18 protein-coding genes are annotated in these 25,983 nt (G+C 47.6%); 4 read left to right on the top strand and 14 right to left on the bottom strand.

Annotated elements, in window-relative coordinates:
• Window position 1: 1 nt before the first annotated feature.
• The 4 genes from secD to queA form a co-directional block, all read right to left on the bottom strand.
• The gene (gene secD / locus C2758_RS09210) at window positions 2-1,861 is read right to left on the bottom strand and encodes a protein translocase subunit SecD (RefSeq protein ID WP_215327953.1); all 1,860 of its coding nucleotides are present in this window, start codon (window positions 1,859-1,861) and stop codon (window positions 2-4) included.
• A gap of 25 nt (window positions 1,862-1,886) precedes the next feature.
• Window positions 1,887-2,213, bottom strand: coding sequence for a preprotein translocase subunit YajC (gene yajC, locus C2758_RS09205; RefSeq protein ID WP_215327952.1), 327 nt, complete (start codon window positions 2,211-2,213; stop codon window positions 1,887-1,889).
• Between the two features lie 135 nt (window positions 2,214-2,348).
• Window positions 2,349-3,506 (bottom strand): tRNA guanosine(34) transglycosylase Tgt, encoded by a 1,158-nt coding sequence (tgt, locus tag C2758_RS09200; protein WP_215327951.1) that lies wholly within the window; start codon window positions 3,504-3,506, stop codon window positions 2,349-2,351.
• Window positions 3,503-4,549 carry a tRNA preQ1(34) S-adenosylmethionine ribosyltransferase-isomerase QueA gene (gene queA, locus C2758_RS09195; protein ID WP_215327950.1) on the bottom strand — a complete coding sequence of 349 codons (1,047 nt, stop codon included), beginning with the start codon at window positions 4,547-4,549 and terminating at the stop codon, window positions 3,503-3,505. The genes tgt and queA overlap by 4 nt, the downstream gene beginning before the upstream one ends.
• Window positions 4,550-4,579: 30 nt before the next feature.
• Between queA and recG the strand changes: the two genes are divergently transcribed.
• Together recG and ubiA are read left to right on the top strand one after the other, a co-directional pair.
• Window positions 4,580-6,676, top strand: coding sequence for an ATP-dependent DNA helicase RecG (gene recG, locus C2758_RS09190; protein ID WP_215327949.1), 2,097 nt, complete (start codon window positions 4,580-4,582; stop codon window positions 6,674-6,676).
• 48 nt (window positions 6,677-6,724) lie between these two features.
• Window positions 6,725-7,576, top strand: a complete 852-nt coding sequence (gene ubiA / locus C2758_RS09185) for a 4-hydroxybenzoate octaprenyltransferase (protein WP_215327948.1) — start codon at window positions 6,725-6,727, stop codon at window positions 7,574-7,576.
• Here the strand turns inward: ubiA and proC are convergent.
• The 5 genes from proC to C2758_RS09160 are packed head-to-tail and all read right to left on the bottom strand — an operon-like array spanning window position 7,562 to window position 13,095.
• Complete coding sequence (proC, locus tag C2758_RS09180; RefSeq protein WP_215327947.1) at window positions 7,562-8,422, bottom strand: pyrroline-5-carboxylate reductase; 861 nt, start codon at window positions 8,420-8,422, stop codon at window positions 7,562-7,564. The genes ubiA and proC overlap by 15 nt on opposite strands.
• Entirely contained in the window at window positions 8,419-9,144 is a 726-nt protein-coding gene (locus C2758_RS09175; protein ID WP_215327945.1) for a YggS family pyridoxal phosphate-dependent enzyme, read from the bottom strand. Before C2758_RS09175 ends, proC begins: the two co-directional genes overlap by 4 nt.
• Window positions 9,141-10,421 carry a glycolate oxidase subunit GlcF gene (gene glcF / locus C2758_RS09170; RefSeq protein WP_215327944.1) on the bottom strand — a complete coding sequence of 427 codons (1,281 nt, stop codon included), beginning with the start codon at window positions 10,419-10,421 and terminating at the stop codon, window positions 9,141-9,143. The genes C2758_RS09175 and glcF overlap by 4 nt, the downstream gene beginning before the upstream one ends.
• 20 nt (window positions 10,422-10,441) lie before the next feature.
• Entirely contained in the window at window positions 10,442-11,590 is a 1,149-nt protein-coding gene (gene glcE / locus C2758_RS09165) for a glycolate oxidase subunit GlcE (protein WP_215327943.1), read from the bottom strand.
• A complete protein-coding gene (locus C2758_RS09160) occupies window positions 11,590-13,095 on the bottom strand; it encodes an FAD-linked oxidase C-terminal domain-containing protein (protein WP_215330246.1) in 1,506 nt (501 codons plus the stop codon). Before C2758_RS09160 ends, glcE begins: the two co-directional genes overlap by 1 nt.
• 27 nt (window positions 13,096-13,122) lie before the next feature.
• On the opposite strand from C2758_RS09160, the gene C2758_RS09155 reads away from it, so the two are divergent.
• A complete protein-coding gene (locus C2758_RS09155; RefSeq protein WP_215305209.1) occupies window positions 13,123-13,692 on the top strand; it encodes a cob(I)yrinic acid a,c-diamide adenosyltransferase in 570 nt (189 codons plus the stop codon).
• Between the two features lie 44 nt (window positions 13,693-13,736).
• Here the strand turns inward: C2758_RS09155 and C2758_RS09150 are convergent, their stop codons facing one another.
• The 4 genes from C2758_RS09150 to C2758_RS09135 are packed head-to-tail and all read right to left on the bottom strand — an operon-like array spanning window position 13,737 to window position 21,403.
• Complete coding sequence (locus tag C2758_RS09150; RefSeq protein WP_215327942.1) at window positions 13,737-14,861, bottom strand: 3-deoxy-7-phosphoheptulonate synthase; 1,125 nt, start codon at window positions 14,859-14,861, stop codon at window positions 13,737-13,739.
• A gap of 19 nt (window positions 14,862-14,880) precedes the next feature.
• Window positions 14,881-16,371, bottom strand: a complete 1,491-nt coding sequence (tldD, locus tag C2758_RS09145; RefSeq protein ID WP_015421915.1) for a metalloprotease TldD — start codon at window positions 16,369-16,371, stop codon at window positions 14,881-14,883.
• 24 nt (window positions 16,372-16,395) lie between these two features.
• Window positions 16,396-17,229, bottom strand: coding sequence for a carbon-nitrogen hydrolase family protein (locus C2758_RS09140; protein ID WP_215327941.1), 834 nt, complete (start codon window positions 17,227-17,229; stop codon window positions 16,396-16,398).
• A gap of 4 nt (window positions 17,230-17,233) precedes the next feature.
• Window positions 17,234-21,403: a YhdP family protein gene (locus C2758_RS09135; RefSeq protein ID WP_215327940.1), complete on the bottom strand. Its 4,170-nt coding sequence runs from the start codon at window positions 21,401-21,403 to the stop codon at window positions 17,234-17,236.
• 79 nt (window positions 21,404-21,482) lie between these two features.
• Here C2758_RS09135 and glnE point away from each other — a divergent pair, with 79 nt between their 5' ends.
• A complete protein-coding gene (glnE, locus tag C2758_RS09130) occupies window positions 21,483-24,308 on the top strand; it encodes a bifunctional [glutamate--ammonia ligase]-adenylyl-L-tyrosine phosphorylase/[glutamate--ammonia-ligase] adenylyltransferase (RefSeq protein ID WP_215327938.1) in 2,826 nt (941 codons plus the stop codon).
• Here the strand turns inward: glnE and recN are convergent.
• Complete coding sequence (gene recN, locus C2758_RS09125) at window positions 24,305-25,975, bottom strand: DNA repair protein RecN (protein ID WP_215327936.1); 1,671 nt, start codon at window positions 25,973-25,975, stop codon at window positions 24,305-24,307. The two genes, glnE and recN, sit on opposite strands and share 4 nt — an antisense overlap.
• Between the last annotated feature and the right edge of the window lie 8 nt (window positions 25,976-25,983).

Genomic DNA, 25,983 nt, shown 5'->3' with positions numbered 1-25,983 from the left:
CTTATTTCTCCTGTGAGCGCCAAACTTGGCCGATAGCGAGTTTCTGAACTTTTTTACCCCTGCCGTACCAGAGGTTAACCAGGCCACGTGAGAAAAAGACTGCTGAAAACATGGAAGTCAAAATACCAAGGCAATGCACTACTGCGAAGCCTTTAATCGGACCAGAGCCAAATGCCAGTAATGCAAGACCAGCGATTAAGGTGGTGACGTTTGAATCCAAAATAGTTGCCCAGGCCTTATCAAAGCCAACAGCAATCGCTGTTTGTGGGGCGGCGCCGTTGCGCAGCTCCTCACGAATACGTTCGTTGATCAACACATTGGAGTCAATAGCCATACCCAGTGCCAAGGCCATTGCAGCAATACCTGGCAATGTTAGGGTGGCTTGTAGCATTGACAACACAGAAATCAGGAGTAGCAAGTTCACTGCCAGGGCTACTACTGAGAAAGTGCCAAATAGGAGGTAGTAAGCAATCATGAAAATAGAGATTGCTCCAAAGCCAATAATGAGAGATTTGAAGCCCTTCTCAATATTTTCTGCGCCCAGACTTGGTCCGATCGTGCGCTCTTCAATGATTTCCATTGGCGCTGCTAATGAGCCTGCGCGCAACAAGAGGGCTAAGTCATTTGCACTCTCGGTGGTCGGTTGACCAGTAATTTGAAACTTAGAGCCAAACTCACCTTGAATCGTGGCAATCGTGAGAACCTCACCCTTACCTTTTTCAAACAAGATCATGCCCATCGGTTTACCGATGTTTTCACGGGTTACTTCTTGCATCACGCGACCACCGGCGGCATCTAAGGAGATGTTGACAGCAGGGCGCTGATTTTGATCGAAGCCAGCGCTTGCATCCGTAATGCGATCACCACTAAAAATGACTGATTTTTTGAATACGCCCTGACGGTTCTCGCCGAAGCGGAATACATCCATACCTGGGGGTGGAGCCTCACCAATGGCGATAGTCGAAACGATGGGGTCAGCTAGCCTGGACTCCAAAGTTGCAGTACGACCAATGATGTCCTTAGCGCGTGCAGTATCTTGCACGCCTGGAAGCTGTACAACAATTCGCTCTGCACCTTGTTGCTGAATCACTGGCTCTTTAACGGCTAGCTCATTGACGCGCTTATTGAGTGTGACGATATTTTGTTTTACTGCGTTATCTTGAATTTCTTTCAAGGCAGTCGGTTTAAATTCGCCAATTAGTTTTGGAGACAGGCCGGTAGGCTTAATTTGCCAGGTCAAATCAGGCTGACTGGTCATCAAGACAGCGCGTGCCTTCTCAGCATCTTCGGTGCTACCGAATGTGAGGGTGATGGAGTCTTGGCCGCGCTCAATACCTTGTTGGCGAATCGATTTATCACGTAGCTGACTACGAATATCCGTTGCCAAAGAAGTCACCTTCTTTTGAACGGCGCCTTTCATATCCACTTGTAGCAAGAAGTACACACCGCCACGCAAATCAAGGCCAAGGGGCATCGGTAGAGCATTCAGTGCGCTTAGCCAGCCCGGTGTATTTGAGAGAAGGTTTAATGCAACTGTGAAATTAGGTTCGTTTTGATCGATGTTCAATTTCTGTTGCAATAAGTCGCGTGCACGAAGTTGAATGTCGGTATTGTTAAAACGAATTTTGATGGAACCTACACTACCTGTAGATTCAAAGAAGATCCCAGTGTTACTGATGTTGTCGGCAGCCAAAATCTTTTCTACTCGAGACTGTGTCGCCAAATCAACCTTGATGGTTGGCTTGGCGGACGAGACTTGAACCGCTGGCGCCTCTCCGAAGAAATTGGGCAATGAATATAGTCCTCCAATCAATAAAGCAAAGAGGATGACTATGTATTTCCAGAGAGGGTAGCGATTCATATTGAGATACTTTTAAACAAGCGTATTAAGCAGACTTCATTGAGCCTTTTGGCAATACTGTTGTGATGGCACCTTTTTGCATTTGCACTTCAGTACCAGTAGCAATTTCAACAGTCACTACCTGGTCTTTTAACGCAGTGACTTTGCCGATGATGCCGCCAACAGTGACTACCTCGTCGCCAACAGAAAGAGACTCCAGCATTGCTTTAGTTTCTTTTTGACGCTTCATTTGTGGGCGAATCATGATGAAGTACAACACTGCAAACATCAACACAAGGGGAAGGAAGCTCATCAAGCCACCAGAGTCTGCACCCGCGGCTGGAGCCTGGGCAAAAGCGTTACTAATCCACATACAAAACCTCCATTAATTACCAGTTGAAAACTGCTTCAAGAAACTGCTTCAGTTTTAGGCTTTTAAAGCGAAGCCGTAAACCCGCAATTCTAAACTGTATGGGGCTTTGAGCGCTTATTTACGCCCCTAGGGCTATTAATCCTGTCCGGGCTCTACGCCGCGCTGGCGATTCCGATGAAAATCCTCGCGATAGGCGCTAAAACGATCTTTAGCCAGAGATTCTCGGACCTCTTCCATCAGTTGTAGGTAATAAGAGAGATTGTGGATGGTATTGAGCTGCGACCCCAGGATCTCATTCGCCTTTTGGAGGTGATTTAAGTAGGATCTAGTGAAGTTTTTGCAGGTGTAGCAAGCACAAGTAGGGTCGACAGGGCGATCGTCGTCCTTGTACCCTGAATTACGCAGCTTGAGGTCACCAAAGCGGGTAAAGAGCCAGCCATTGCGGGCATTACGGGTCGGCATGACGCAGTCAAACATATCAATGCCGAGGCTGACACCTAGCATCAAGTCTTCCGGTGTTCCAACCCCCATCAGGTAGTGGGGCATGTGCTCTGGAAGCTTCGGAGCTGTGAAATTGAGGATGCGCTCAAACTCGGGTTTGGGTTCGCCAACCGAGAGGCCGCCGATCGCAATTCCGTCAAAGCCCTGCTGACTGACACTATCTAGGGAGAATTCACGGAGATTTTCAAACATACCGCCTTGGACGATGCCAAAAAGGCCGTTGCCAGTATCGAGCTCGCGAAAGCGTTTTAAGGAGCGATCACCCCAGCGCAGCGACATCTCTAATGAGGCACGCGCAGTTTTTTCTGAGGTTGCCTGTCCCTTGATTTCGTAAGGAGTGCATTCATCAAACTGCATCGCGATATCGCTATTGAGGACCGCCTGAATTTCCATCGATACTTCTGGCGACATAAATAATTTATCGCCATTGATCGGAGAAGCAAAGGTAACGCCTTCCTCGGAAATTTTCCTGAGTGCTCCTAAGCTAAAGACCTGAAAGCCGCCAGAGTCAGTGAGGATCGGCTTATCCCAGCCCATGAAGCGGTGCAGACCGCCATGCTTCTTCACAACATCTAAGCCAGGTCGTAGCCACAGATGAAAGGTATTACCCAAAATAATTTGGGCTTTAGCCTCATGTAGGTCTCTCGGAGTCATTGCCTTCACGGTGCCATAAGTCCCCACCGGCATAAAGATGGGTGTTTGAACGCTGCCGTGAGGAAGGTCAAGCTGGCCTAGGCGTGCAGGGCTTGCAGAGTCACGCGCGAGGATATTAAAGTGAATGGGTTTTGTCATGAAATTATTGAGTTAAGGCGGCTTAAGAACATCGCATCGCCGTAGCTAAAAAAGCGATATTGATTCTGAATGGCATGTTGATAGGCGCTGCGGATATTGTCTACACCCGCAAAGGCGCTCACCAACATCAGTAGGGTCGATTTTGGCAGATGAAAGTTGGTCAGTAGGCAGTCTACCGTTTTGAATGTGTAACCAGGCGTAATAAATAAATTCGTTTCACCACTAGCCTGTTGGGTTTGGGCTTGACTCTCTAGGGCGCGCAGGCTAGTTGTGCCGACTGCAATGACTCTACCGCCTGCCTGCTGAGTAGCCTTAACTGCTACAAGCGTTTCTGCAGGAATTGAAAACCACTCGTAATGCATCTTGTGTTTCGTGAGATCTTCTTCACGAACTGGTGTAAAGGTGCCTGCGCCCACATGCAGGGTGACTGTGGCCTGTTTAACGCCGATCTCACTGAGTTGCTTCAGAATGGCTTCATCAAAGTGCAAGCCTGCCGTAGGGGCTGCTACTGCACCAGGATTCTTGGCGACAACAGTTTGATAACGATTGGCATCTTCTTGGTCTGGCTGATGCTCAATGTAGGGTGGTAGGGGTAATTCACCGAAGCGCTCTAGCAAATCAAATACATTCTCGGGGAAGCGCACTTCATAGAATCGGCCATCATGGCCAATCATTTCGACGGGGAAGGTTTCGCCGGCCTGATTGTGGACATGAACAATGCTGCCGGTCTTGGGAACTTTAGAGGCTCTGATTTGTACCCAGGCTTGTTTATCTCCGCTGATGCGTTCAATCAGGAGTTCTACATTGCCACCCGTCTCTTTTTTGCCATGCAGGCGAGCAGGAATGACTTTGGTGTCATTAAAAACTAGTAAATCCCCAGACTTCATTAGCTTAAGAATGTCTGGAAACTGCCTATCAATCAATTGGGCGATATTACCCCCCTCTATATTGAGCTCTAAGAGGCGGCTATCCGTTCTATTTGCTAGCGGGTGCTGGGCAATGAGTTCGGGCGGGAGGTCGTAATTGAAGTCGGAAAGTTGCATAGCATTACCATCAGGTATTGGATTTTAACGATGACGACTAAGCGACCGCCAACTGCACTCGAAAAGATGGGTTTAAACAGCCCTATGGCACTTGCTTTGCACCTGCCCAATCGCTACGAGGATGAGACTGAGCTCTTTACCATTGAGAAGGCCTTAGGTCTGGGAAGATTTCATTCGATTCAGACTCAGGGTGTTGTCATTCGTAGTCAGGTGACGTTTCGCCCCAGAAGGCAGCTCCTGGTCACGATTGAAGATGAGACTGCTTCGTTGCAACTGCGTTTTCTCAATTTTTATCCTAGCCAGCAAAAACAAATGGCAGTCGGTAGTCATATTCGTGTGCGGGGTGAAATTCGAGAGGGCTATCAAGGTGCGGAGATAGTTCACCCTACTGTGCGTGCAGTTATTCCAGAAGCACCCTTGCCGGCGAGTTTGACTCCGGTCTATCCAGCCAGCGCTGGAATCTCACAAACTATTATTCGCAAGGCAGTGCTCAAGGCTCTCCAGGATGCTAGCCTCAAAGAGAGTTTGGCGGAATTTTTACCCACCAAACTCATGGCAGAAATTCTGCCGAAAAATGATTGGCCACCGCTGCAAGATGCAATTACTTATTTGCATCAGCCACCTGCTGATGCCAATACCCAATCACTTTTAGAGCGTACTCATCCCGCTTGGCGGCGTGTGCAGTTTGAAGAATTGCTCGCCCAGCAGATTTCTTTAAAGCGGGCACATGCTATTCGGAGAGAAAGACGTGCTCCTAGTTTTGTGAAGGAGAAGCAGGCAAGTAATCTCAGTAAGACAAGCAAAACAAAAAACAGTATTGAAGATGGCTTGCTGACTGTCTTGCCCTTCGAGCTGACAGGCGCTCAGGCGCGTGTTTGGTCGGAGATTGGACCTGATTTATCAAATACCTTTCCAATGAATCGTTTATTACAGGGTGATGTTGGTAGTGGCAAAACGGTGATTGCAGCATTAGCCGCTGCGCGTGCCATGGATCATGGCTATCAAGCTGCCATCATGGCGCCGACAGAAATTCTGGCAGAGCAACACTATCTCAAAATGCAGGAGTGGTTTGGTCCCTTAGGGGTGAAGATTGCGTGGCTCTCTGGCAGCTTGAAAGCTAAGGAAAAACGACTCGCACAAGAAATGATTGAGAGCGGTGAGGCTCAACTCATTATTGGTACACATGCACTTATTCAGGACAAGGTAAGTTTTGCAAAGTTGGGTTTAGCAGTCATTGATGAGCAACACCGTTTTGGCGTGAGACAGCGTTTAGAGATTCAGCAACGGGTTGGCTCGGAACTGTTTTATTGCCACCAATTGATGATGTCGGCTACTCCGATTCCACGGACTCTGGCAATGACCTATTACGCCGACTTGGACGTTTCTGTAATAGATGAATTACCTCCCGGCCGAAAACCAATTGCTACTAAGGTAGTGAAGGCAGCGCGTAGGGATGAGGTAATTGGTGGATTACATGATTGGTTGGCAAAGGGGCTACAAGCGTATTGGGTTTGTCCTTTGATTGAAGAGTCTGAAGTCTTGCAATTACAAACAGCAGTTGAAAGTTTTGAGCAGCTCACACAAGCACTTCCGAACTTTAAGGTTGGTCTAGTGCATGGGCGTCTAAAGAGTGAGGAAAAGGCTGCAGTGATGGCAGCTTTCAAGGCTAATGAAATCCAGCTGCTAGTGGCGACTACCGTGATTGAAGTTGGGGTGGATGTGCCTAATGCAGCACTCATGGTGATCGAGCATGCAGAACGTTTTGGCTATGCGCAGATTCATCAGTTGCGTGGACGTGTTGGGCGCGGTTCCGCTGATTCAGTCTGTATCTTGATGTATGCGGAGCCACTATCCATGGCTGCTAAAGAGCGCCTACAGACCTTACGAGAAACGTCAGACGGATTCGTAATCGCAGAGCGCGATTTGTCGCTTCGTGGCCCTGGGGAATTATTAGGCGCTAAACAATCTGGGGATGCGATGTTGCGATTTGTCGACCTGCAACGGGATGCCTGGCTGATTGAGTTGGCTCAGACAGCGGCAGAGCGTCTACTAGCTGAGCATGGTGACTTGGTGGAAAGACATCTGGAGCGTTGGCTTGGCTCTCGCACTGAGTTTTTAAAAGCTTGATAATTGCACTATGACTATGATTGCAAATAAAGAAAGACTATTGATCTGATGCGCGATCGTATCCTTGCTTACGCTTACCTAATCCGTCTGGATAAACCAATCGGAACGTTACTTTTATTGTGGCCAACTTTATGGGCACTTTGGCTAGCCAGTAGCGGTTTTCCTGATTGGCATCTACTTATTATTTTTATCTTAGGAACATTTTTAATGCGTAGTGCCGGGTGCGCTATGAATGACTATGCGGATCAAGATTTTGATCGTCATGTATTGAGAACCAAAGATCGCCCCATTACCAGTGGCAAGATTACTGGAAAAGAGGCGCTGGCCGTGGCAGCCACTTTGGCATTGATAGCCTACTTACTCATTCAACCCCTCAATGCCTTAACTCAAGAGCTCTCTTTCTTTGCCTTGGCAGTTGGGATTATTTATCCTTTCACCAAACGTTTCTTTGCTATTCCGCAAGCAGTCCTTGGTATTGCATTTGGCTTTGGAATTCCGATGGCCTATGCCGCTGTGTTGGGTTTCATTCCAATGGAAGCTTGGATTTTATTTGTTGGCAATATTTTCTGGGCGATTGCTTACGATACGGCCTACGCCATGGTGGATCGAGATGATGATTTACGTTTGGGTTTGCGCACCTCGGCTATTACCTTTGGTCGGTTTGATGTTTTAGCGATTGCCCTGAGTTACGGCATGCTATTTCTGAGTCAGATTTGGGTCGCTCAACTAGCCAATCTCAATAATTACTTTTGGGTGGGTTGGAGCTTTGCTATAGCTTGTGCTGTGTATCACCTGAAGTTAGTGGCTAGTCGCAAGCGGGAAGATTGTTTTAAGGCATTTCGCCACAACAATTGGTTGGGCGGATTCCTATTTCTGGGAATCTTATTAGGTCTTACCTAATTCATCACCCATGGCTTTACCACGTTGACTGGCAGCATCAATTGCTTTTTCAAGCGCACCATGCCAATCGAGTTGCTTTAGCATATCTAGTGCAGCAGCAGTAGTGCCACCCTTGGAGGTGACCCGTTCACGCAGCACACCTGCATGCTCATCTGAGTTATGTGCTAATTGTGTTGCACCCTCTAAAGTGGCGTAGGCAAGTTTGCGAGCGGTAGCCGAGTCCAGCCCCAGTTTCTCGCCACTCGATTGCATAGCCTCTAAGAACGCAAAAACGTAGGCGGGACCGCTTCCAGAAACAGCAGTAACTGCATCCATGAGTTTTTCTTCATTCACCCAGACCGCTTGACCAACTGCATTACAAATAGTTTCTGCCAAGGCGCGGTCGGCAGTATTGACGGCAGCATCAGCGAATAGGCCAGTAATACCCTTACCAATTAATGCTGGGGTATTAGGCATTGCACGTACGCAACGCTCATGATCAAGCCAGCGACTCATATCCTTAAGGCGAATACCGGCGGCAATGCTGAGAATGAGTGGACCTGGTTCAGTAGCATGTTTAAGTTTTGCACTCAAAGACTTGGCTACTACGTTAAAGTCTTGGGGCTTAATCGCCATGACCACAACATTGTTTTTGGAGAAGTCAAAAGCAATTTGATCCAAAGCGCTAATGATCTGCACACCGAAATCTTGATGCAACTGCAAGCCAGTGCTGGCATTGGCCTCAACTACAGAAAGTTGATTGGCCTCAAAACCATTAGCTAGTAAGCCGCTAATTAATGCGCGACCCATGTTGCCGCCACCAATGAAGGTGATGTGGGCATTTGGTTTTGTTTGTTGTGTGCTCATGTCTTGATCTTATCGCGCTTCCCAAAAATGGCGCTACCTACACGTACCATGGTGCTGCCTTCAGTGACTGCGGCCTCTAAATCATCAGACATTCCCATCGAGAGCGTATCAAAGAAATCATACCCAGCATCACCAATATGCTTTGCCTTAATTCCGACAAAGCATTCTCGAACAGCAGCAAAAGATTGACGTTGTTGGTTGACATCATCGCTGGGTGCAGGGATAGCCATGAGTCCACGAAGAACTAAATTAGGTAATTTGGAGATCGCATCGCAAAGAGCGTCTACCTCTTCGAGAGAAATACCACTTTTGCTATCTTCTTCGCTGACATTAATTTGAACGCAAACCTGCAATGGTTCTAAGTTAGAAAATTCTCCACGTTGAGTAGAAAGGCGTTCTGCAATTTTGATACGATCAATACTGTGTACCCAGTCAAAGTGTTCCGCAACATCACGTGTCTTATTACTTTGTAGTGGGCCAATAAAATGCCACTCTAGCCAAGGGCGCAATTTTGCAAGCTGCTGAATTTTTTCAACGCCTTCTTGGACATAATTTTCACCAAAAGCAGTTTGCCCAACATGCATAGCCTCCTCAACCGCTATAGCGGGAAAAGTTTTGCTGACAGCAAGTAGTTGGATGTCTTCGGGCTCACGTTTAGCTGCCAAGGCCGCTAACTCCAGTCGCTGCCTTACTATCATGAGGTTAGTGGTGACTTGACTCATGATTGGATTCGGTTTTTTTGACTAATGAGTTGGTCAACAATCTCAATCCAATGTATTACTGGATTGTCATCTTGTTGAAGATGAGTGATGCAACCAATATTTCCGGAGACAATGACTTGTGCGCCAGACTCTTCGCAAGCAGCATTGAGATGAGTCAATTTGTTATGACGTAATTGTTCTGAGAGTTCTGGCTGGGTTACCGAATAGGTTCCAGCGGAGCCGCAGCAGAGGTGGCTATCAGCACATAGGCGCGCTCCTATGCCAATACCGGCCAAAAGACCCTCTACCTTGCCGCGAATTTGTTGGCCATGTTGCAGTGTGCAGGGAGGGTGATAGACCACGCCAGGTTTTGGATCGGCACCCACTAGGGTAACGAGCTCTTCCTGAAGTGCTGGCAAGATTTCTGAAATATCTTTAGTGAGAGCGGAGATGGTCTTGGCCTTAACAGCGTACTGGGAATCATTCGAAAGTAGATGACCATAGTCTTTGACCATCACACCACAACCAGAAGCGGTCATCACAATAGCTTCAACACCTTGCTCAACTTGCGGCCACCAGGCATCAATATTTTGTTTGGCATTTTCTAGGCCACCCGCTTGATCGTTTAGGTGGTGGCGCAATGCACCACAGCAAGTGGCATTAGGTGCGGAAATTAACTGAATCTTGAGGGCATCTAAAACACGTGCTGTTGCTGAGTTGATGTTTGGCAGCATGCCAGGTTGGACGCAGCCCTCGAGCAATAGCATCTTGCGTGAGTGGCTGGTCTGCGGCCTTGCATAGGGATCTGTATTGATATTGAGCGCTTTGTTTTTAGCTTCCGGAATCTTGCGCTGGATACCAGTCGGCATGAGTGGACGAACTAAGCGGCCAATCGCCATTGCTGAATTAAATAACTTAGGGCTGGTTAAACCCTCTTTCAAGGCCCAGCGGGTGAGACGCTGCCCAAGAGGACGCTCGGGAGTATTTTCTTCTGCCCACTTGCGACCAATATCGACTAAGTTGCCATATTGCACACCGCTTGGACAAGTGCTTTCACAATTGCGGCAAGTCAGGCAGCGATCTAAATGCAGACGTGTTTTTTCAGTGGGGGCTTGGCCCTCCGCCATTTGCTTGATGAGGTAGATGCGACCTCGAGGACCATCGAGCTCATCACCAAGTAATTGATAGGTGGGGCATGTGGCAGTGCAGAAGCCGCAGTGCACGCATTTGCCAAGAATTCTGGCAGCTTCAATACCCTCAGGAGTATTGGCAAATTGGGGGGCTAGTTGAGTTTGCATAAGGGCGCTAAAAAAGATACTTAGGGAAGGCGTGAAGTAGCAAATATGCCTGCTGGATCAAAGGCATTTCTGAGGCGCGCTTGTACTGCCTCTAAAGCAGTGGAGTGTGCTTGCTCACTCAGAAGAGTAAAGCGTTGTGCGCCTGAGTCAATATTACTTCCTTGTTTAAAACGAGTTGCATGCCCGCCATGAGCGCTAGCTAAGGCTTTGATGGATGCAAAAGTAGCATCATCACCTAGCGCCTTTATCCAGCGTTGCTGACCATGCCATTCCAAAGCAATATTACCGTTCACATTTTCAAAGGCAAGTGGTCCGCAGGCGGCTGGAAGTGCGAGACGATATAAAGTTTCATCACCATTGAGGCTTGAAAAAACAACTAGTTGCTGTTCGCGCAAATCAGCCCAAAATTTTGAAGCTACTTGAGGGTCTAATTCGCTTGCATTGACAGCTGCGCCCATGATCGGAATGGCCGCTTTGACTGCAGCAGCTGCACCGGCTAAGCGAATGGTGAGCTCACCGTCACCACCGATTGAACTACCGATCCAGCAGCTCGCTGAGAGTGGTAATGGCTGTCCTGCCCATTCATTTAGAAGTTGAAGTGCACGTGCTTGGGTAATATCGCAACGAAGAGATGCTGTAGCAGCTGGTCGCGGTAATACTTTTACAGAAGCTTCTAGCAACAGCGACAAGGTCCCCATTGATCCAGGTAATAAGCGTGAGACATCATATCCCGCAACGTTCTTCATCACCTTGCCACCAAAGGATAGATCTTGACCCTTACCGTCTAGGATGCGAGCACCCAGAACAAAATCACGTAAATTACCAGCGCTAATGCGTCCTGGGCCTGCCAAGCCTGCAGCAATCGCTCCACCAAAGGTCGCACTCTCACCAAAGTGAGGTGGCTCAAATGCCAGCACTTGATTCTTATCGGCTAGAGCGGCTTCAATTTCTTTTAGCGGTGTACCAGCGCAAGCAGTAATCACTAGCTCTTCAGGCTGGTATTCCAAGATCCCGGAGTAAGTGCGGGTATCTAGCTTGGCATAAGAGTTGGCGTTCCCATACCAGGACTTTGTGCCGCCACCCTCAATAGATAAAGGGGTTTTGTTTTTAACTGCTACCAGAATTTGTTCTTGAAATAAATCAATAGTTGCACTGCTAGTTGCTGACATTAAAAACGCTCCAACTCAGGATGCGGTAAGTTGCCACCACTAATGCGCATACGGCCATATTCAGCGCAACGGTTCAAAGTAGGAATCGCCTTATCAGGATTCAATAGTCGCTCTGGATCAAATGCGGATTTAACACCCCAAAATGATTCGCGTTCACCTTCACCAAATTGAACGCACATGGAGTTAATTTTTTCAATACCAACACCGTGTTCACCAGTAATCGTGCCATCAAGCTCAACACAAGCCTCTAAAATTTCAGTACCAAATTCTTCGGCACGATGCCACTCTTCTTGATCGGCGCCGTTAAACAAAATGAGGGGATGCATATTGCCGTCACCCGCATGAAATACATTTAAGCAGGCAAGGCCATATTTCTTTTCCATGCCCTGTATCCGTCTGAGTAGGGTGCCAATATTTCTGCGTGGGATCGTGCCATCCATGCAATAGTAGTCGGCAGCCAAGCGACCGGCTGCTGGAAAAGCATTTTTACGACCACTCCAAAACTTCAGGCGCTCCGCTTCATTTTGAGAAATCTGAATACCGCTAGCCCCAGCTTGCTCTAAAACTTTTGTCATGCGCTCAATCTCTTCTGCAACCTCTTCAGGCGTGCCGTCGGATTCGCAAAGCAGAATAGTTTCGGCTTCAAGGTCATATCCTGCATGAACAAATTCTTCTACTGCGCGAGTGGTCGCTTTGTCCATCATCTCCAGGCCGGCTGGAATGATCCCGGCGGCAATGATGGCCGCTACTGCATCAGCACCCTTTTCAATATCGTCAAAGCTAGCCATGATGACGCGCGCCAATTTGGGTTTAGCTACTAGCTTTACTGTGACCTCAGTCACTACAGCAAGCATGCCCTCGCTACCCATCACGATTGCCAATAAATCGAGTCCCGGGGAGTCCGGTGCAAGACTGCCAAATTCCACAATCTCACCGTTCATCAAGATGCCACGCACTTTCAAAACGTTGTGAAGCGTCAAACCGTATTTGAGGCAGTGCACACCACCCGAGTTTTCATTCACATTACCGCCAATAGAGCAGGCGATCTGTGAAGATGGATCTGGGGCGTAATACAGTCCGAGATGAGCCACCGCTTCGGAGATCGCTAAATTACGAACACCTGGCTGCACAACTGCAGTTCTGGTGAACGGATCAATATTGATGATCTTTTTGAGTTTAGCGAGTGAGAGCACTAGGCCCTGGGATATAGGCATAGCGCCACCAGATAGTCCAGTGCCAGATCCACGAGGGACAATGGGCACCTGCATCGCAAAGCAAGTCTTCAGAATCTGAGCAACCTGCTCCTCAGTCTCCGGAAGGGCTACTGCCAGGGGCATACGTCGATAGGCTGCGAGGCCATCGCATTCATAAGGAATCGTGTCCTCAGGCTCCCACAGCAAGGCATGCTCGGGGAGGATAGGGCGCAAGGCCGATACCAATTTGGATTGCAGGGCGGTAATTGCCGCGAGTTCGGGGGGTGGGGTCACCATATTCATAGGAATCATTTTAGCCATTTACCTATAATTAGTTTTATGGGAAATCGACTTTCAAAAATAGCCACCAGAACTGGTGATGCGGGCATGACCGGGCTTGGGGATGGTAGTCGGGTAGAAAAGGATCATTTGCGCATTTGCGCCATGGGCGACGTAGATGAATTGAACTCCGAAATCGGGGTTCTGATGACTGAATCGATCCCCGAGAGCCTTGCAGAGGAGCTCAAAAACCTATTTTTGCAAGTACAGCATGATTTATTTGACCTAGGTGGGGAGCTTTGTATTCCTAACTACACCCTACTTAAGCCAGAACAGGTAGCTCAGTTAGATATTTGGCTAGAAAAATTCAATGCGACTTTGCCTCCTCTGACTGAATTTATTCTTCCGGGCGGCACCAGGGCAGCTTCTCAGGCCCATGTCTGCCGCACAGTCTGTAGACGGGCAGAGAGATCGATTGTGCGTTTGGGTTGGGAGGAGCCTCTATACGATGCTCCGCGTCAATACGTTAATCGCTTATCAGATCTATTGTTTGTATTAGCACGGGTTCTGAATCGTGCTGCAGGCGGTCAAGACGTTTTATGGAAGCACGAAAAAAAAGAGACTAAATAAATTAGTCTCTTTTAAAGTTAATAAGGCAACCTTGCCTTACCTCTTCACTTCTTTACTTTTCTGCGATTCTTCACAGCTAAAGCCAAGCGTTGTAATACGTTGGCTGAGTCTTCCCAATTAATGCAAGCATCGGTAATGCTCTTGCCATATTCCAATTTGTTTGGATCATCTTTTCCAGGCGAGAATTTTTGTGCGCCATCATGGAGGTGACTTTCGATCATCACGCCAAAAATGTGATGTGAGCCAGATTCAATTTGTTCGGCAATATTTTCTGCCACCACAATTTGACGCTCATGTTTTTTGCTAGAGTTGGCGTGCGATAGGTCAACCATCAAACTGGCTGGAAGCTTTGCTGCTTGAAGTTCAGAGCAGGCTGCTTGAACATATTGCGCTTCATAGTTAGGCTCTTTACCGCCGCGTAAAATAACGTGACAGTCTTTATTGCCTTTAGTCTCCACAATAGATACTTGACCGTTCTTATGCACTGATAAGAAGTGGTGCGGGCGGCTGGCTGCCTGAATAGCATCAGTAGCAATCTTGATGTTGCCATCAGTGCCATTCTTAAATCCGATTGGTGCTGAAAGGCCAGAAGCCAGTTCGCGATGCACTTGACTCTCGGTTGTACGTGCGCCAATAGCGCCCCAAGAAATCAGGTCTGCAATATATTGCGGGGAAATCACATCCAAAAATTCGCTACCTGCTGGCATGCCAAGGCGATTAATTTCCATCAGCACTTGGCGAGCCATTCGCAAGCCTTCTTCAATGCGATAGCTCTCATCTAAGTAGGGGTCATTAATTAAACCCTTCCAACCGACAGTAGTGCGTGGCTTTTCAAAATAGACACGCATGACAATTTCAAGTTCACCTGCAAAGCGATCACGCTCTGCGAGCAGTCTTTGGCAGTACTCTAGTGCCGCACGGGGATCATGAATTGAGCAAGGTCCGATGATCACAAGCAGTCGGTCATCTTTTCCATGAATGATGTCGCGAATCTTTTTACGTGTCTTGCTGATGAGTGCTTCTGTAGGTGTTCCTGCGATCGGAAAGAAGCGAATCAAATGTTCTGGTGGCGGCAGAACAGTAATATTGTGAATGCGTTGATCATCCGTATCTGACGTTTTATCAACGGCAGCGTACCAGTTTGCGGGATTCGTATTTTGTTGGCTCATCCGGCTATTTTAAGCCGGATTAAGCCGTTCCTCCGACAGTCAGGCTGTCGATGCGTAAAGTTGGTTGCCCAACGCCCACAGGGACGCTCTGGCCTTCCTTGCCGCAAACCCCGATGCCGCCGTCTAATTTCAGGTCATTTCCGATCATAGAGACCTGTTTTAAGGACTCCGGGCCGCTACCAATGATGGTGGCGCCTTTGACTGGATATTGAATTTTGCCGTTTTCCACCCAATAGGCCTCAGAGGCTGAAAATACGAATTTACCGCTAGTAATATCGACTTGACCGCCTCCAAAGTTGACTGCATACAGGCCGCGTTTAATGCTAGCTACGATTTCTTGGGGATCATCCTTACCGGCTAGCATGTAGGTATTGGTCATGCGGGGCATCGGCAAGGAGGCAAAACTCTCGCGTCGTCCATTGCCTGTCAGGGGCATATTCATGAGTCTGGCATTCAGGCTGTCCTGAATGTAACCCTTCAAAATGCCGTCTTCAATCAGGGTGGTGCACTGGGTAGGCGTACCCTCGTCATCAATATTGAGTGAGCCACGACGACCGGAAAGAGTTCCATCATCCACTACAGTGACACCTTTAGCAGCAACGCGTTGTCCAATGCAGCCAGCAAAAGCAGATGAGCCCTTGCGATTAAAGTCGCCCTCAAGGCCATGACCTACGGCTTCGTGCAATAACACGCCAGGCCATCCTGGCCCCATCACTACTGTCATTGGACCGGCTGGGGCAGGGCGAGAATCCAAATTAATCAGTGCGCCATCAACAGCCTCATCAACATATTGATTGATCAGTTCCGTATTGAAGTAGTGGTAATCATGACGAGCGCCGCCTCCTGAAGACCCAGATTCGCGGCGACCATTTTGCTCGGCAATCACATGAACTGATACCCGCACAAGTGGGCGTACATCAGCTGCCAATAAGCCATCAGCTCGAACGACAAGTACAACATCAAACTCGCCAGCCAAGCTAGCCATTACCTGAATAATGCGCGGGTCACGTGCTTTTGCACGACGCTCAATGCCTTCAAGTAAAGCAATCTTTTCTTGGGGCGCTAGTGAATCTAAAGGATTTAAGTCTGAGTAGAGTCCGTTGGAAACGGGTGTAAATATTTTGCTTGCAACAGCTCGTGTGCCACCTTGGGGTCCAATCACTCGAGTAGATTTGGCTGCTTTATTCAGGGCCTCTAAATTAATTTCATCAGAGTAAGCAAAAGCGGTCTTATCTCCATAAATCGCGCGCACTCCAACACCTTGATCAATGCTGAAGCTGCCGGATTTCACGATACCTTCTTCTAGGCTCCAGCTCTCGCTACGGGTATGTTGGAAATAAAGATCGGCATCATCGAGCTGATGCGTAAACATATTGCCAAAGGTGTGATGCAAATCTTGCTCAGAGAGCCCGGTTGGCTCAAGCAGAATAGATTTAGCTAGCTTGAGAAGGTCGGCCTGTTTTTTGGGCTTAGTCCAATCACTTGGAAATAATGCTTCTGGTGCTCTCATCTTGATTTTGCTGAACTTTCTGTATTAAAGCTTGCGGTGTTTTAATGCGGGTAGCTTAGAGCGTACCTCTTTTAATTTATCTTTGCTGAGCGTACCCTGAATAAAACCCTCACCTTCAGGAAGATTGCTTAATATCTCTCCCCAAGGATCAATCAGCATGCTCTCTCCCCAAGTGCGCCGTTGATTTAAGTGAAGACCGCCTTGGGCTGAGGCTAGTACATAACACTGGTTTTCAATTGCACGAGCCCGCAGAAGAATTTCCCAGTGGTCTTTACCAGTGGTGTAGGTAAATGCAGCTGGAATAATGTGGCAATCCACTTGGCCAAGGGCACGGTATAACTCTGGAAAACGTAAGTCATAACAAATGCTTAAACCAAAACGCCATTCAGCTTGATTCAGCTGGATTACAAATTGGCCAGGCTGGCTACCCGCAGAAATAGTTTCAGATTCCTCATAACGCTCTGTTGAAGTTTGAAAACCAAATAAATGAATTTTGTCGTAACGAGCGATTTGTGTGCCTTGAGGATCAAACACCAAGGAGGTATTGAGAACCTTATTAGATTCTTTGGCCTCCAAAGGAATAGTTCCGGCAACTAGATAAATATTATTCTCGTGTGCGATTGAGGTAAGTCGCTCTTGAATCGGACCAGACCCTGCCACTTCGCGCGCATTGACCTTATCGGTATCTTTCAAGCCCATTAAACAAAAATATTCTGGCAACACGGCAATCTGTGCCCCGGAATCCTTAGCGGCTTTAATTAAGCGAGCTGCAGTCTCGAGATTTTCATTGAGACTGGGAGTCGACACCATTTGTATCGATGCTATCTTGAGTTCAGAAACATTTCTTGGTGCATTCATCTCATTAGCCTGGTATTTGGGTGGAGATGTTTTGGTTTGCGGGTGGATTTGCAGGGGCAGAATTGGGGGAGCTTGGTTTTGTCTGCTCTTTCAAAAGATTCTTAGTACGAATTGTTTCTAAGGTTTTAGAATCGAGTGGTTGACCCTTTTGATCTAGCGGAATCACTTCCGGATTGTCCCATGATCCCTGAACTAAATAATCTGTTTGCATGGTTCGGTTAATTTGATTGGTGATGAGATACTGCCCCAACACTGCTCCTAGGCCAATGATGGGGTTGATTGCAAATGCTGCTAGTGAGCCTGCAGTGGCGTCGATCGTAGGAAAGATGGTGATGCGGAGATCTTGAGTTTCTTTGGCGACATTAATTTGCCCCGTCATGGCAACCCGAGCTTGATCCAGAATCATGGTGAATTGTTTGGTTTGTGCAACGCCTTGCGCAATCTCAAAATTGCTAGCGATGGAATTAAAGGGCGTACCTTTAGTTGCTAAGTTTCCGAGACTACCTTTTAGGTCAAAGGTAGCAAATCTAAAAAGACTTTGCAGACTGAGAACATCCAGTAACTTAGCGCCATCAGTATTGACTTCTAGTAAGCGACCTTTGGCGAGGTCTATGCTCACGTTGCCAGCAAGAGAATCATAGGCTGGAGAAAAAGGTGACCCAGACCATGAGAGTGAGGCATTGAGCTTTCCTTCGCCACCCTCTACCGACTTAGAGTTACTCCAATGAGAAATAATCTGTCCCGCATCTTTAATATTCACATCCGCAGTGAATGAGCTCAGTTCAGAGTTATTTTGGGTGCGAGCCTGCCACTGACCTTTGATAATGGAGTTGCCTTGAGGATTATTAATTTGCATTGACTCAAGCTTCATAAGGTCACGACTAGTTCTAGACTTGATTTTGACAGCACCGAGTTGCGCCTTGGTCCAACTCAAATCATCGATCGTTAAATCTAAGCTAGGGATAGCATTTGGATCGACCGGAGTCTTGAGAGGGGTAGCTTTTTGTGGGGCACTTTCCTTAGATACTAATTCTGGAGGTATACGTTGATCTGGAACTTTTAGGCGTGTAAGTCTTCCAGAGACAAATCCACTAGGGTGATCACTGCCGCTGGGTTGCCATTGCACCTGACCAGCGATCTGGGGTGAATTTAAACGCAGTTGCCAAGCGATATTTTTTTTCTGAGACTGCATGCTGACATCAGTCCACTCGCGATCTAGGGCAATTAATTTCTTTACTTGAGCAGAGATTTGTACATCTTCCTCGGGAGTATTTGACGGATTAACTTCATTCGTTCTCCCCTTTGATTTTCCTGCTCCCAAAAACTCTACCCACTGATCAAGATCAAGCTCATTGCTTGCTAAGTAAAGAGAGGTGCCTTGCTGTGGCAATGATGCCGGCGACCCAACTCCTACTGCATTTTTTATTTCATTAGCCGAGTTGAGGTTTCCCTGAAGAAAATATTGCCCCCCTAATTTTCCAGACCAATCTGCGCGCACTAAATTACTCTTGCTTGCTGGGTAAATTTTTAGACTGAGCTCTCCCAACATAGGCGCTCCTGCTAATTTCTTGGCGGGTAAGGGGGCGGAGCTTGCCCAATTACGTAAATCAAAATTGAGCTTGGTTTGACTACCTGCTTTATTAAAGTTGATTAAACCTTCATATTTAGCTGATCCACTCATCGCACTCAGGAGTGCTGGGTGGGCTCGAGATCTTAAATTTCCTGAAATGTAATCCTTGATGAAGCTAGCATTGATATCGCCTCCGATGCTAAAGCTAGTGTTGCCTGCCGAAGAGGGTGCGCTAGCAATTTTGAAGGCGCCGCCTAAAAAGTTTGCGGTGACATTATCAAACTCAGGATTGGCTTCGGTAATACGCACTTTACCCTTCAGATTTTCCAAAGGAGGAACCTGCCCCCATTGCATTTGATTTCCGGGAAGATTAATTTTTGCATCGAAGTTGACATCATTACTTCCAGATAGCGGAATTTTTAAGTCAAGACCGACATCTACGGGACCCTTGAGAGAGAGATTCTTGGCTAAGTTGGCTTGCGCAATTCCTACAGGTGATGCAAATAAGTATTCGAGGACTTCAGAGCCATCCCCCTGAATGGAGCCATTGATGAGCAAGGCTAGATTCTTAGCGCTGAGATCTGGAATTTGTGCTTTGACCTTGGTGATAGCCACCTTTTGATAGTTTGCTTTATCGACGTCAATATTCAAAGCTGCTTGTTTCAAGTTGATGGTGCCGCTGACATTGCTCAGTGCCGACCAAGCCCCTTGGCTTTTTGGTAGCAGAGGTGCTGGCTTGAAGCTTGCTTTGGAGAAAGGTAGATTTAAGTTGAGCTCTCCGACTGTGCCAGCTGGGTAAGGCGCTTGATTGGGATCGCCCTTAATGTGCAAAGAGCCATTTTGAATCTCCCCGGACTCAAAGGCTTTGCTAAGGTATAGGCGGCTATCTTTAGCTATTCCTACTGGCAGATAGCGATGTGCTGTTGCTAGCTTAGCTTTAACAAACTCCATATCTAGCGTTATCTGATCGGGTTGCTTGGATGTGCCGATCAGATAGCTAAGATCAAAATTGGTAGTGATTTCAGAGTTACTGAGCTGCAGTTTCTTGGCATTGATTAGCCAGCCCCCTTTTTGTTTGGACCAACTAATCTCACCTTTTGCGCGGTCTAATTGAATTTCAGAAGCGGATAAAAAGTCACTCATCTCTAATTCAAGATTGCTCGAATCTAGTGTGAAGTTACCTTGCTTCTGATTGCCCACTAAGTTGCCAGATAAATGTGAGGCTGAGGGCATCGATTTATTTACTCCAGTGAAGCTAATGTCATTAAGCTTTGCGCTGATAGTGAAGTCGAGTTTGTTAGAGGAAAACCAATTTCCTGGAATGGGTAAAGCCGAGAGAGCAGATTGGCTTTCGGACCAATTCATATCTACATTCTGTAGCTCACCATCTGCTTCAGAAATCTTGATCCATTGATGAATCTTTTTTGGCAGAGGAAGATTGAGTGCAAAGAGAGCAATATCTTCCAATTGTATTTTTGGTGATGAGAAGCCAAACTCTTTTATTTCGCCACCATCTTTTGGTGGACGCCAACGGAAAGTAATTGGGCTTAACTTTTCAAGTGGCGCAGTTTGTGGGCTATCGATATTGCGCCATGCCAAGGTTTTTGTTGTGATGGAATTTAAGCCGCTATCGGTATCTTGGATTAACTCTGTTTCGAGCCTACCAAACTCAAGGGGATCCTCATCCTTGTTTAATTGCACCATAAGTTGATCGGCTATTAAGGACATTTGCCCCCCATTAGCCTTGCCGCCATCAAGCTTCAGGCTACCCTTAGAGTTGATTCTGCCGCCCAAGTCATATAGCGGAAGACTGAGGTCTTTAGAAATTTGCCCGAGCTTGAGTTCAGCAAAATCCCACGAAACAGTTCCGACCCAGTCGAGCCAATTACCCGCCTGCCCCCTAAGGTGGTGGACAAAGTCGGCTTGGAGTTTGATTGGATTTGGACTCCAAGGGGTTTGAGCGACAAGCTGACCTTCATGACTGCGAATGCCGTTTACTAATTCGAAGCTTTGAATGTCAATAGTAGTTTTTAGCTTTCGACTTTGTTGGTCTTCCCAATAAATTTTGGCATTGTTAACCTGAATATTGTTTTGAGCGAGCAACCAGTTTCCGGTTGAAAAATTATCGGCATCGCCTTGAATCGGAATTCCGGCAATGGAAACGTTGCCTTTTGCATCGCGCTGCGCGTATAGCTGAGCCCGCTCAATAGTGATCTCGTGAAAATAGGGTGCTAAATAATAGAAAGAAAGCCAACTGAGTTGCCCGCTGATACTTTCAATGAGCAAGGGCGGTGTGGGAGTATTTGCGCTATTGAATCGTAATCCTTGAATCGCAAAGCTTGGCCGAATTCCAGTCCAAGATACCTGGACATCATCCATCGTGACATTCGTCCCTAAGCGAGCACTCATTAAGCGCTCAATAGTGGGCTTTGATTTCTCAATCTGTGGCCACAAAACAAAACGCACCCCAAGATGGCCTAATACAAAAAAAGCCACTGTGACGCCTGCAAGAATGAGGGCGCGCTTACGCCAGCGACCACCAGAACCTAGAGGACGTTTTTGAAGCACGCTCAGCAGGCGAGTCCAGATGATATTTACAAGCATGGACTCTATTATCCGTCAGCTATTAGGTGATCGCCAAGCTTCTGCAAGTTTGAGTCGAGAGTCGGATTAAGATGGAGAAATGACTGATTTTGCCGCCCAAATTGAATTTCTAAAGCAGCACTCCAGCTACGTGCAACGCTGGCTCAACTCCCACCCTGATTGGGTTGATTGGCTTCGGACTCAGGGCGCCCAAAAAGTGGATGTGATTGGAATTGAGGATCTATTGAGTCCTTGCCGAGATGCATTAGCCGCACCCGAGCAAGATGAGGCTCAGTTTATGACGGATCTAAGGCTGGCTAGGCAACGTCTCATGCTCTGGATTGCCTTCCGAGACCTCAATGGTATGGCCGATCTCAGTGAGGTAACTCATGCGCTGAGTCATTTTGCTGAGGCGGCGGTAGCCCTTTCGATTGCCTATATTCGAGAAGATCAGCAGCATCGTTTTGGCCTGCCATGGAGCCAGGTCACAGACTCAGAGATGCCTTTAATGGTGGTGGGTATGGGTAAGTTAGGTGGGTTGGAGCTCAACCTATCTTCTGATATCGACCTGATCTTTTTGTATGAGCACGAAGGTGATACTCAGGGTGGACCTAAGAGCCTGTCGTATCACGAGTGGTTTACACGAATGGGTAAGCGCCTGATTAAATTATTGGCAGAGCATGATGCCAATGGATTTGTATTTAGGGTGGATATGCGCTTAAGGCCCAATGGAGACTCTGGGCCCCTAGTCTGCAGTCTCGATATGCTCGAAGAATATCTATTGGTACAAGGTAGGGAGTGGGAGCGCTACGCCTGGATTAAGGGTAGGCTGATCTCGCCTTTACCTGACTCATCTTCCTTTGCTTATTGCGAGCGTGAGCTCGATCAACTGATTCGTCCTTTTGTTTATCGCCGCCATCTAGACTACGGTGTGATTGCCTCTATCCGTGAATTGCATAGGCAGATACAGCATGAGGCTGAGAAGCGTTCCTCGAGTCATCACGGTCGATCTAAGGATATTAAGTTGGGCCGCGGCGGCATCCGCGAAATTGAGTTCTTAGCGCAAATGTTTCAATTGATGCGTGGCGGCACTGACCCACGTTTTCGTATTCGACCCACTTTAGAAGTATTGGACTTGGTAAAGCAGCAAGGTATTTTGCCTGCCCAGGAGGCTGATGATTTAAAGGCAGCTTACGTTTACTTGCGTCGCTTAGAGCATCGGATCCAGGTTTGGGAGGATCAGCAGACACACTATTTGCCCGAGGATGAGGGTTCTCGTACTCGTTTGGCAGCAAGCATGGCTGGCCCTGATCGGATTCAAGAGCAAACCTGTTTTTTATCTGAGCTCGATAAACACCAAACGGCAGTAGCCCAGTATTTCGAAAAAGCTTTTGTACTCGATGATGCTGTACGCTTAGACAATACCTCTTTGCCAGCAGGCTGGGAGCCTGATACCACGCTGTTCCCAGAATCTGCAGCCCGTTGGTTGGCTTGGGCTGACAGCTCTAAGCAAAGACAGTTACCAGAAAAAAGCAGGATCATTTTCAACAACCTCATTCGCAAGGCTGCAGAGAGCTTGCAAGTGGATCAGCCTATTGTGATTAGCGCAGATCAAACCTTGCTGCGTTTTTTTGATTTGTTAGAGGCAGTTGCAAGGCGCAGTGCCTATTTATCCATCTTGTCTGAATATCCTCAGGCACTATCAAATGTATTGGCTTTGCTCAAGACCTCTCAATGGGGTGCGCAATATTTAACTCGGCATCCTCATCTCTTGGATTATTTGCTCAACTCGCGTACTGAGAAAGCCCTGATTGAAGATCCTGAACAGTATTGGCAGGAAGTAAAAGCGACTCTGAATATGCGTCTGGATGATGTGATGGCAGATGGTGATGGCTCAGAGCAGGCGATGGATATTTTGCGCATTACCCATCACACCGAAACCTTTATCACTTTGCTCGCAGACTTAGGAATTGGCATGGATCACGAGCTTTCGGTTGAGAAGGTAAGTGATCATCTATCTGCTTTGGCAGACTTGATATTACAGACGACTTTTGAGCGGGTGTGGCCTGGCGTTGCTCAGAAGTTTGCATTGCCGCTGGATACGACTGCGCCATTCGCAGTCATTTCTTATGGCAAGTTGGGCGGTAAAGAGTTGGGCTATGCCTCCGACTTAGACTTGGTTTTCTTATATCAGGCTGAAGAAACTGATTTTGCTGCCCAAGAAATTTATGCCTTACTCGCTAAGCGGATGATTAACTGGTTAACTGCCTACACATCAGCTGGCAACTTATTTGAAATTGACACACGTCTTCGTCCCAATGGCTCCGCTGGTTTTTTGGTAACAAGTGTTGATGCATTTAAAAAATACCAGATGCGGGAGGGTGGCAACGCTGCATGGGTTTGGGAGCATCAAGCTCTGACGCGAGCTAGATTCTCGGCGGGATCCAGGGTGGTTGGAGAATTCTTTGACGGTGTGCGATTTGAAGTTTTAAGTCAGAAGCGTGATGTTGGACAACTGCGCCATGAGATTTTAGAAATGCGTCGCAAGGTTCATGCCGGACATCCAAATCCTAGCCCTGACTTTGATTTGAAGCATGATGCCGGCGGCATGGTGGATATTGAATTTATCGTGCAATTTTTAGTCCTGGCATTCTCAAACACCTACCCACAGCTGATTGGTAATCTAGGAAACATCGCTTTACTTCGGATTACTGGAGAGGCAGGCTTAATTCAAACTACAATAGCGCAAGAGGTAGGAGATGCCTATCGCTTGCTTCGGGCGCGTCAACACCGCTTACGTTTAGATGGTGCAGAAAAGACGCGGGTAGATTTGGAGCTTGAACCGCAACTGGTTCAAGCAAGAGAGGTAGTGCTGGCTTTGTGGCAAGAAATATTTCTGGCCTCTTCGGACGCTGAACCAGCTTAGTTTTGCTCCAGTAGCTCGCGAGCATGTCGGCGTGTAGTGTCGGTAATGGTTGCTCCGCCCAGCATGCGCGCAACTTCCTCTACTCGCTCAGGCCTTCCAAGTGGCGTCACCTGAGAGAGGGTTTTATCACCCGCCTGAGATTTGCTGACTTTGAGATGGTGATTACCTTGCGCAGCCACTTGTGGCAAGTGGGTCACACACAGAATTTGATGTGACTCACCAAGTTGCCGCAACAACTTTCCAACCGTCTCTGCAACAGCGCCGCCAATACCGGCATCGACTTCATCAAATATCAGCGTAGGTGTAAAGGACGCTTTACTAGTGATGACGCTAATAGCTAAGCTAATACGCGCTAACTCACCGCCGGAAGCGACTTTAGCTAATGAGCGCGGAGTGCTTCCAGCGTGACCGGCAACTAGAAACTCAATTTGCTCAAGACCATGGGCGCCACCTTCGGCCAAAGGTAGCAAGGCAATCTCCAGTTGCCCGCCCGCCATCGAGAGATCCTGCATTGCTGTAGTAACTTGCTGACCCAAATCTTGCGCAGCCTTGTTACGTTTTTGTGATAGTTGCTTTGCTTGCTTGAGATAGGCAAGCTCTTCTTGTTTTACCCTCTCGCGCAAGGCCTCTATATTTTGTGAGGCAGTTAATGCCTCTAAGCGCTCGATAGTATCTAAAAGAAGCTTTGGTAAGTCATCTGCTTCGGTGCGGTATTTTCTGGCTGCACCATGCAGCGCTTGCATTCGCTCCTCCACTTCGCTGAGGCGCGCAGGATCTAAATCCAGTTTTTGTAAATACCGATTGAGGCCATGCACCGCTTCATCTATCTGAATTTGGGCTGACTCTAAGGCTTGGCTGATCTCAATGAGTGCGGAGTCATGTTCGGCTAGGGCGCTGATATTGGCGCTAGCCTTAGAAAGGGTAGATTCGACAGAGTTATCCGCATCGCTCAGAGCATCAATTGCTTCTTGGCAGCCGCTCATAATTTTTGCGCCATTCGCTAGGCGAGCATGTTCACCTTGAATGGTGGTCCATTCACCTTCTTGCGGAGAGAGTTCAGTGAGTTCCTCTAATTGCCATTCCAAACGCTCGCGCTCGCGTTCAATATCTTGCCCGGCATTTTCAGCTTGCTCGAGTCTACGACGCGATTCATTCAGAGTTTTAAATAATTGGGAGACCTCAGTAACCAGATCTAGCTGGTTGGCGTGGCGATCCAGTAGTTCACGTTGCGCGCCACCTTTGAGCAGTAGTTGATGTGCATGTTGACCATGAATATCCACTAACTGATCGCCTGCTTCTCGTAGTTGTACCAAGGTTGCTACACTGCCATTAATGAAGGCGCGGCTACGGCCATTGGCTTCTACAGTTCTTTTCAGTAAAAGACTTTGCCCATCGTCTTCCAGTGGAAAGCCTTGCTCATCGAGCCATTGATTGAAATGTTCAATTTGTTGCACATCGATCCGAAAGAGGGCGCTAATTTCTGCGCGGTTGCAGCCTTCACGAATTTGGCTGCTATCTGCACGTTCACCTAATACCAAGCTGAGAGCATCTAAGAGGATAGATTTACCGGCACCTGTTTCACCAGTTAAGACTGTAAACCCAGAGGAAAAGTCCAGCTCTAGCTGATCAACAATGACAAAGTCGCGAAGCGATAGTGTTTGTAGCATGGTTTAGC

It is taken from the genome of Polynucleobacter sp. AP-Sving-400A-A2 (genome assembly GCF_018688155.1).
Taxonomy (GTDB): Bacteria; Pseudomonadota; Gammaproteobacteria; order Burkholderiales; family Burkholderiaceae; genus Polynucleobacter.
The sequence above is the reverse complement of the archived record's forward strand: the minus strand, read 5'-3'. Positions and strand labels throughout refer to the sequence as shown.